The sequence below is a fragment of the Pseudomonas sp. UBA4617 genome (assembly GCF_002386445.1).
GTDB lineage: Bacteria > Pseudomonadota > Gammaproteobacteria > Pseudomonadales > Pseudomonadaceae > Aquipseudomonas.
Window position 1 is genome coordinate 163,637 of sequence record NZ_DGIR01000019.1, and the last position, 8,477, is coordinate 172,113.

Below are 8,477 nucleotides of genomic sequence, written 5' to 3' on the forward strand. Positions count from 1 at the left end.
GATGAACGACCATAACAACAGCATCAAACCGGAAACCGCCATGGCCACCACTACCATGACCATGATCCAGGCCCTGCGCTCGGCCATGGATGTCATGCTCGAGCGCGACGACAATGTGGTGATCTATGGCCAGGACGTCGGCTACTTCGGCGGGGTGTTCCGTTGCACCGAAGGCCTGCAGAACAAATACGGCAAGTCCCGTGTGTTCGACGCGCCGATCTCCGAAAGCGGCATCGTCGGCACCGCCGTGGGCATGGGTGCCTACGGCCTGCGCCCGGTGGTGGAAATCCAGTTCGCCGACTATTTCTACCCGGCCTCCGACCAGATCGTCTCGGAAATGGCGCGCCTGCGTTACCGCTCGGCTGGCGAGTTCATCGCCCCGCTGACCCTGCGCATGCCCTGCGGTGGCGGCATCTATGGCGGCCAGACCCACAGCCAGAGCCCTGAAGCGATGTTCACTCAGGTGTGCGGCCTGCGCACCGTGATGCCGTCCAACCCCTATGACGCCAAAGGTCTGCTGATCGCCTCGATCGAATGCGACGACCCGGTGATCTTCCTCGAGCCCAAACGCCTGTACAACGGCCCGTTCGACGGCCACCACGACCGCCCTGTAACCCCCTGGTCGAAACACCCGCAAAGCGCCGTGCCCGATGGTTACTACACCGTGCCGCTGGACAAGGCCGCCATTACCCGCCCCGGCAACGACGTGACCGTGCTGACCTATGGCACCACGGTGTACGTGGCCCAGGTGGCCGCCGAAGAAACCGGCGTCGATGCCGAAGTGATCGACCTGCGCAGCCTGTGGCCGCTGGACCTGGACACCATCGTCGAGTCGGTGAAGAAGACCGGCCGCTGCGTGGTGGTACACGAGGCCACCCGCACCTGTGGCTTCGGTGCCGAACTGGTGTCGCTGGTGCAGGAACACTGCTTCCACCACCTGGAGGCGCCGATCGAGCGCGTCACCGGTTGGGACACCCCCTACCCTCACGCGCAGGAATGGGCTTACTTCCCAGGGCCCTCGCGGGTAGGTGCGGCATTGAAAAAGGTCATGGAGGTCTGAATGGGCACGCACGTCATCAAGATGCCGGACATTGGCGAAGGCATCGCGCAGGTCGAGCTGGTGGAATGGTTCGTCAAAGTCGGTGACATGATCACCGAGGACCAGGTGGTGGCCGACGTCATGACCGACAAGGCCACGGTGGAAATTCCCTCGCCGGTCAGCGGCAAGGTACTGGCCCTGGGCGGCCAGCCGGGCGAAGTGATGGCGGTCGGAAGCGAGCTGATCCGCATCGAGGTGGAAGGCAGCGGCAACCATGTGGATGTGCCGCAGGCGAAACCGCTCGAGGCACCCGCCGCGCCAGTGGCCAGCAAACCGGAACCCCAGCAGCAAGCAGCACCGGCAGCGTATCAGGCGCCCGTCCATCACGAGGCAGCCCCGATCGTGCCGCGCCTGCCTGGCGACAAGCCGCTGGCCTCGCCGGCCGTGCGCAAGCGCGCCCTGGACGCCGGTATCGAACTGCGTTATGTGCATGGCAGCGGCCCGGCCGGGCGCATCCTGCACGAAGACCTCGATGCCTTCATGAGCAAACCGCAAAGCGCTGCCGGGCAAGCGCCGAATGGCTATGCAAGGCGCACCGACAGCGAACAGGTACCGGTGATCGGCCTGCGCCGCAAGATCGCCCAGCGCATGCAGGACGCCAAGCGCCGCGTCGCGCACTTCAGTTATGTGGAAGAAATCGACGTCACCGCGCTGGAAGCCCTGCGCCAGCAACTCAACAGCAAGCATGGCGACAGCCGTGGCAAGCTGACCCTGCTGCCGTTCCTGGTGCGCGCGCTGGTCGTGGCGCTGCGCGACTTCCCGCAGATCAACGCCACCTATGACGACGAAGCCCAGGTCATCACCCGCCATGGCGCGGTGCATGTGGGCATTGCCACCCAGGGCGACAACGGCCTGATGGTACCGGTGCTGCGCCATGCCGAAGCGGGCAGCCTGTGGGCCAATGCCAGCGAAATTTCGCGCCTGGCCAACGCTGCGCGCAACAACAAGGCCAGCCGCGAGGAGCTGTCGGGCTCGACCATCACCCTGACCAGCCTGGGCGCCCTCGGCGGCATCGTCAGCACACCGGTGGTGAACACCCCGGAAGTGGCGATTGTCGGCGTCAACCGCATGGTCGAGCGGCCGGTGGTGATCGACGGCCAGATCGTCGTGCGCAAGATGATGAACCTGTCCAGCTCGTTCGACCACCGCGTGGTCGATGGCATGGACGCCGCGCTGTTCATCCAGGCCGTGCGCGGCCTGCTCGAACAACCCGCCTGCCTGTTCGTGGAGTGAGCATGCAACAGACTATCCAGACTACCCTGTTGATCATCGGCGGCGGCCCTGGCGGCTACGTGGCTGCCATCCGCGCCGGGCAACTGGGCATCCCCACCGTGCTGGTGGAAGGCCAGGCGCTGGGCGGTACCTGCCTGAACATCGGCTGCATCCCGTCCAAGGCGTTGATTCATGTAGCCGAACAGTTTCACCAGACCTCACGCTTCGCCGGGCCTTCGGAACTGGGCATCAGCGTCACATCGCCACGCCTGGACATCAGCCAGAGCGTGGCCTGGAAGGACGGCATCGTCGACCGCCTGACCACGGGTGTGGCCGCCCTGCTGAAGAAGCACGGAGTCAAGGTGATCCACGGCTGGGCGAAGGTCCTCGACGGCAAGCAGGTAGAGGTCGATGGCCAGCGTATCCAGTGCGAACACCTGCTGCTGGCCACCGGTTCCAGCAGCGTCGAACTGCCAATGCTGCCGCTGGGCGGGCCGATCATTTCTTCGACCGAGGCCCTGGCACCGAAAGCCCTGCCGCAGCACCTGGTGGTGGTAGGCGGTGGCTATATCGGCCTGGAACTGGGCATTGCCTACCGCAAGCTGGGCGCTCGGGTCAGCGTGGTGGAAGCGCGCGAGCGCATCCTCCCGAGCTACGACAGCGAGTTGACTGCGCCGGTTGCCGAGTCGCTGAAGAAGCTGGGCATCGCGTTGCACCTGGGCCATAGCGTCGAGGGCTACGAAGGCGGCTGCCTGCTGGCCGGGGATGGCCAGGGCGGGCAACTGCGCCTGGAGACCGACCAGGTGCTGGTGGCCGTTGGCCGCCGACCGCGCACCCAGGGTTTCAACCTCGAATGCCTGGACCTGAAGATGAACGGCGCTGCCATCGCCATTGACGAGCGCTGCCAGACCAGCATGCGCAACGTCTGGGCCATCGGTGACGTGGCGGGCGAACCGATGCTGGCGCACCGGGCCATGGCCCAGGGCGAGATGGTCGCCGAAATCATTGCCGGCAAGACCCGTCGCTTCGAGCCCAGCGCGATAGCCGCGGTGTGCTTCACCGACCCGGAAGTGGTGGTGGTTGGCAAGACCCCGGAGCAGGCCAGCCAGCAAGGGCTGGACTGCATCGTCGCGCAGTTCCCGTTTGCCGCCAATGGCCGGGCCATGAGCCTGGAAGCGAAAAGCGGCTTCGTGCGCGTGGTCGCGCGGCGCGACAACCACCTGATCCTCGGTTGGCAGGCCGTTGGCGTGGCGGTATCCGAGTTGTCCACCGCCTTTGCCCAGTCGCTGGAGATGGGCGCCTGCCTGGAGGATGTAGCCGGTACCATCCATGCCCACCCAACGCTGGGCGAAGCGGTACAGGAAGCGGCATTGCGCGCCCTGGGCCACGCCCTGCACATCTGACACTGAAACGGCCGATGCCGACTTGGCCCGCTGCGCCCCAAGGCGCCGCGGGCCCTTTTCATCTGACGCTGATCCTGAGCCCGGCGCGGCGGGTGCGGGAGTGCCTGCCTATTCGGCTATGGCGTTCTTGCCGGCATCCTTGGCCCGGTACAGCGCCTGATCGGCGCGGGCCAACAGGGCATGCGGGTCTTCTCCCTGTCGCCACTGCACCACGCCATAGCTCATGGTCAGCCGGCACTCGCCCACCGGCTCTACCTCAGCCATCACCTGGCGCAATCGCGTAGCCACCTCCAGCGCTTCAACCAGCGAGGTCTGCGGCAGCACCAGGACGAACTCGTCACCACCCAGGCGCGCCAGCAGGTCCGGCTCACGCAGGCAGGTGGACAGGTTGTCGGCGACCCGCACCAGTGCTGCATCGCCCTGGGCATGGCCGTAGCGGTCATTGATCGGCTTGAAGTCGTCCAGGTCCATGGCAATCAGCGCCAACGGCTGGCGGAAACGCTGTGCGCGCTCGCATTCCAGCTGCAAGGCCTTCTCCAGCCGGTAACGGTTGGCAATGCGCGTCAACGCATCGCGCTCTGCCAACTCACGGTTTTCCTCCAGCTGGCGCTGCAACTGCTCGTTCACCCAGGAGAGCTCGCGGGTGCGTTCGGCCACCTGGCTTTCCAGCGACAGGTTCTTCTGCTGCAACTGCGCCACCAGGCGCTTGCCGGCATCGATGTTGCGGTGCGCGCCAAGCATGCGCGCCACCGAGCCGTCTTCGTTACGGGCAATGATGTAGCCCCTGTCTTCGATCCACAGGTAGCTGCCATCGTGGCAGCGGCAGCGGTATTCAACCAGATAACGCTCGTGGCGCTGGTTGAGGTAGGCCTCGAAATGCGCCATTACCCGAGGGTAGTCTTCAGGGTGAATCACGCTTTCCCAGGTGAATACCGAATTGGCCAGCGAATGGCTGGGGTAGCCGAGCATGGCGTACCAGCCCGGGTTGCGATAGACGTAGCCGGTGTTGGCGTTCCAGTCCCAGATACCGTCGCTGATCAGCTCGAACAAGGTATGCAGTTGCTGTTCACTGAAGCCGGCGGGTACCGGCGCGATTTGCTGACTCATGGACCCTCTCCCTGATGCCCAGCAACTGCGCTCCGAACAAGGGGCTGCCGACAAGGTGGTAGATGCCGCAGGCGGCAAGATCATTTCCTGACGGGCAAGCATATGCCCAGCGTGCCGCCATCGGAATAGCGGCCAGGCTCATTTTTTCGGTGCTGACAATTGGCATACCCGTCAGCGGAAGACGGGGCGGGAGACATGAAAGTGGAGAAATGGCGTCCCAGGCAGGAATTGAACCTGCAACCTTCCCCTTAGGAGGGGGATGCTCTATCCAATTGAGCTACTGAGACGCAAGCGCCGACAGCGAGCGCTGCACAGCGGGACGGCCAGCATGTTAACCAGCATGCTTGCGTTTGTCATGCCTCAACCAGGCTTTTTCGCGTAATCCTTTTCTGCCAATGCTACACCTGCGCCAACACACCTTCATCACGCAGCAATGCGAACAGGCCCTCGACCGCTGTCTCCAGGGTCGTGGAGTTGTCCAGCACGTGCACCGCCGGGTCGGCCATCGCCTGCAAGTGGTCGTTACGGGCCAGGCGCTGCTCGATTTCGTCCGCGGTTTCCCGGCCACGTGCGTGCAAACGTTGGCGCAGTACCTCGGGCCTGACCTGGACCCGCACCGCCAGAAGATCGGGGTAGCGCTTGCGCGCTTCGGACAGATAAGCCCGCGAGCCATTCACCAGCACTGCCCTGCCCTCCGCCAGCCATTGATCAATCTGCCGGGGAATGCCGTAATCCAGGCCATTGGCACGCCAGTGCATGGCAAATGCACCGTGCGCACGCAGCGCCTCGAACTGTTCGGCCGTGACGCCTTGGGCAGCTTCGCCCTTGGCTTCGGCCGAGCGGGTAATCACGCGACGGGCAATTTCCACCCCGGCGGCTGCAAGTCGCTCACGTGAAGCGTCGATCAGGGAATCTTTCCCGGAACCCGACGGTCCTACCAGGTATATCAACCGGCCTGTCCCTGATCGGCGGTCGCTTGCGTCATGTTGCATAGCCACTATGCTCTATGGAAGGAAACCGGCGCATTCTAGGGCTTTTCTCTGACTTTTGCTGCTTATTGCCCGTTTTTGACAGCATAAGACTGACAGTCCCAACAGCCGGCGCATGTAAAACTTTTCAAACCAGTGCTCATTTCTGATAATTGGTACTGGCAAAAAGCCTTTATTCGGATCACTATTTGTCACAGAATTGACGCCAAGGAAACGGCGACCATGAGGCAAGATGAACATCCATTTTTCACTGGCGGTTGAACATTTTGTCGTCGCCACGGTCGTACTACCACCCCGTGCGGCCAATTTGAGAACCGCTTCCCCTGAACCAAAATCCGGTCAATTTATATGCGCCCAATGAAACAGGCTATTTATTCGAGCCGCACTGCTGACAAGTTCGTCGTCCGCCTGCCAGACGGGATGCGTGAGCGCATTGCCGAGGTAGCGCGCAACCATCACCGCAGCATGAACTCCGAGATCATCGCGCGCCTGGAGCAGAGCCTTATCCAGGAAGGTGCGTTGGGTGACGAGCTGAGCATGCGCATGGACAGCCCTGAACTGTCCCTGCATGAGCGCGAGCTGCTGCAACGCTTCCGCCAGCTGTCCCACCGCCAGCAGAACGCACTGGTCGCCCTCATCGCTCACGATGTGGAAATGGCCGCCGACGCCTCCTGAGGCACTCGGCGAACATGACAAAGCCAGCGCAAGCTGGCTTTTTTGTGGGCGGATGGTCCTGCAACAGACGCGTTCCCTGGTAGGAGCGGCCCCTCGCGAACAGGATCGCGCAGGCCGCAGAGACCGGGTTACAGCAGGAACAGAGTGGCCAGGCCGAGGAAGATGAAGAACCCGCCACTATCGGTAACCGCAGTGATCATCACGCTGGAGCCCATTGCCGGGTCGCGGCCCAAACGCGTCAAGGTCATCGGAATCAATACCCCCATCAAGGCCGCCAGCAGCAGGTTCAAGGTCATTGCCGCAGTCATCACCAGGCCCAGCGACCAACTGCCATACAGCCAGAACGCCACCACCCCGATCACCCCACCCCAGATCAGGCCATTGAGCAGCGATACCGCCAGCTCCTTGCGCATCAGGCGGCTGGTGTTGCCTGGCGACACCTGGTCCAGCGCCATGGCACGCACGATCATGGTGATGGTCTGGTTGCCGGAGTTGCCACCGATACCCGCCACGATCGGCATCAGGGCGGCCAGGGCCACCAGCTTCTCGATCGACCCTTCGAACAGGCCGATCACCCGCGAAGCGACAAAAGCGGTAATCAGGTTGATGGCCAGCCATGCCCAGCGGTTGCGCAGCGAACGCCAGACCGAGGCGAAGATGTCTTCCTCCTCGCGCAAACCAGCCATGTTCAGCACTTCGCTTTCGCTTTCTTCACGAATCAGGTCGACCATTTCGTCGATGGTCAGACGGCCGATCAGGCGCTCGTTCTTGTCCACCACCGGCGCAGACACCAGGTCATAACGTTCGAAGGCTTGCGCAGCATCATAGGCATCTTCCTCAGGGTGGAAGGACACCGGGTCGGTCGCCATGACCTCCGCGACCTTCTTCTCCGGGTCGTTGACCAGCAGGCGCTTGATCGGCAACACGCCCTTGAGAATGCCGTCATAGTCGACCACGAACAGCTTGTCGGTGTGGTTCGGCAGTTCTTTCAGGCGACGCAGGTAGCGCAACACCACTTCCAGGCTGACGTCTTCGCGGATGGTGACCATCTCGAAGTCCATCAACGCACCGACCTGCTCCTCGTCGTAGCTCAACGCCGATCGCACGCGCTCGCGCTGCTGGGCATCGAGGGTTTCCATCAACTCATGGATAACGTCACGTGGCAGCTCGGGCGCCAGGTCGGCCAGCTCGTCGGCGTCCATTTCCTTGGCGGCGGCGAGCAGCTCGTGATCGTCCATGTCGGCGATCAGCGATTGCCGAACTGCGTCGGAAACTTCCAGGAGGATGTCGCCATCGCGATCCGAGCGCACCAGCTGCCAGACCGTCAGGCGGTCTTCCAGGGGCAAGGCTTCGAGGATGTAGGCGATGTCGGCGGGGTGCAGGTCATCCAGCTTGCGCTGCAGCTCGACAAGGTTCTGGCGGTGGACCAGGTTTTCCACCAGGTCGTGGTGGGCACCTTCCTGACGGTGCGTCAGGTCTTCGACCACGCGCTGGCGTTGCAGCAGTTCGACCACCTGGGCCAGGCGATCTTGCAGGCTTTCTTGCGCTTTTTTTACTTCTACTTCAGTCATAGGCGAACTCCACTCCCAGCAGCGGAGCACGCCGGGAGAATCAATCGGTCAGATCTTTCTGTACGAAACCTGTTAGCGAGTAACTACTGGGTAAGTCCATGGTGGTTTTCCACAAGCCCCGGCGGGGCTGACGGGCGCAATCATACACTGCTGGAGCGGTCAGATCGCTGAAAATTTTGGCCAGAACAATCGTTTGCGTAATAAAGCTGGGACAACGCTCGAAGCTATCAGTGCGACGGCGGGTCTGGCGGTTAAAGCACATTTGTTGTGCCTGGATGTGCATGCCTGACGGGTTCGATCTCGGGCCCTACCGCACCCCCAAAGGCCAAACGCCAAACGCAACATCTACAGGAGAGCTTAGATCGACATCACCGACAATTCATTGGCGAAGAAAACAAAAAGCCCGCTCAATTGAGCGGGC

7 protein-coding genes and 1 tRNA gene are annotated in these 8,477 nt (G+C 62.7%); 4 read left to right on the top strand and 4 right to left on the bottom strand.

Translation table 11 applies throughout. The annotated features are described in order from the left end of the window. Position 1: 1 nt before the first annotated feature. Genes B4L76_RS07685 through lpdA form a run of 3 tightly spaced genes read left to right on the top strand, consistent with a single transcriptional unit; the run spans position 2 to position 3,714 of the window. On the top strand, positions 2 to 1,060 hold the full coding sequence (locus B4L76_RS07685; protein WP_186679606.1) for an alpha-ketoacid dehydrogenase subunit beta: 1,059 nt from the start codon (positions 2 to 4) through the stop codon (positions 1,058 to 1,060). After that, complete coding sequence (locus tag B4L76_RS07690; protein WP_296231623.1) at positions 1,061 to 2,332, top strand: dihydrolipoamide acetyltransferase family protein; 1,272 nt, start codon at positions 1,061 to 1,063, stop codon at positions 2,330 to 2,332. Positions 2,333 to 2,334: 2 nt separating this feature from the next. Continuing rightward, positions 2,335 to 3,714, top strand: coding sequence for a dihydrolipoyl dehydrogenase (lpdA, locus tag B4L76_RS07695; protein WP_296231625.1), 1,380 nt, complete (start codon positions 2,335 to 2,337; stop codon positions 3,712 to 3,714). A 108-nt stretch (positions 3,715 to 3,822) separates the two neighbouring features. On the opposite strand, the gene B4L76_RS07700 is transcribed toward lpdA, so the two are convergent. The 3 genes from B4L76_RS07700 to phnN form a co-directional block, all read right to left on the bottom strand. Beyond that, positions 3,823 to 4,821: a sensor domain-containing diguanylate cyclase gene (locus tag B4L76_RS07700; protein WP_296231627.1), complete on the bottom strand. Its 999-nt coding sequence runs from the start codon at positions 4,819 to 4,821 to the stop codon at positions 3,823 to 3,825. Positions 4,822 to 5,031: 210 nt separating this feature from the next. Next, positions 5,032 to 5,108 (bottom strand) — tRNA-Arg (locus B4L76_RS07705). A 111-nt stretch (positions 5,109 to 5,219) separates the two neighbouring features. Beyond that, positions 5,220 to 5,813 carry a phosphonate metabolism protein/1,5-bisphosphokinase (PRPP-forming) PhnN gene (gene phnN / locus B4L76_RS07710; RefSeq protein WP_296231628.1) on the bottom strand — a complete coding sequence of 198 codons (594 nt, stop codon included), beginning with the start codon at positions 5,811 to 5,813 and terminating at the stop codon, positions 5,220 to 5,222. 345 nt (positions 5,814 to 6,158) lie between these two features. Between phnN and B4L76_RS07715 the strand changes: the two genes are divergently transcribed. Next, the gene (locus B4L76_RS07715; RefSeq protein ID WP_060480503.1) at positions 6,159 to 6,485 is read left to right on the top strand and encodes an Arc family DNA-binding protein; all 327 of its coding nucleotides are present in this window, start codon (positions 6,159 to 6,161) and stop codon (positions 6,483 to 6,485) included. A 128-nt stretch (positions 6,486 to 6,613) separates the two neighbouring features. Here B4L76_RS07715 and mgtE read toward each other — a convergent pair whose 3' ends face one another. Then, the gene (mgtE, locus tag B4L76_RS07720) at positions 6,614 to 8,056 is read right to left on the bottom strand and encodes a magnesium transporter (RefSeq protein WP_170031207.1); all 1,443 of its coding nucleotides are present in this window, start codon (positions 8,054 to 8,056) and stop codon (positions 6,614 to 6,616) included. Positions 8,057 to 8,477 lie beyond the last annotated feature (421 nt).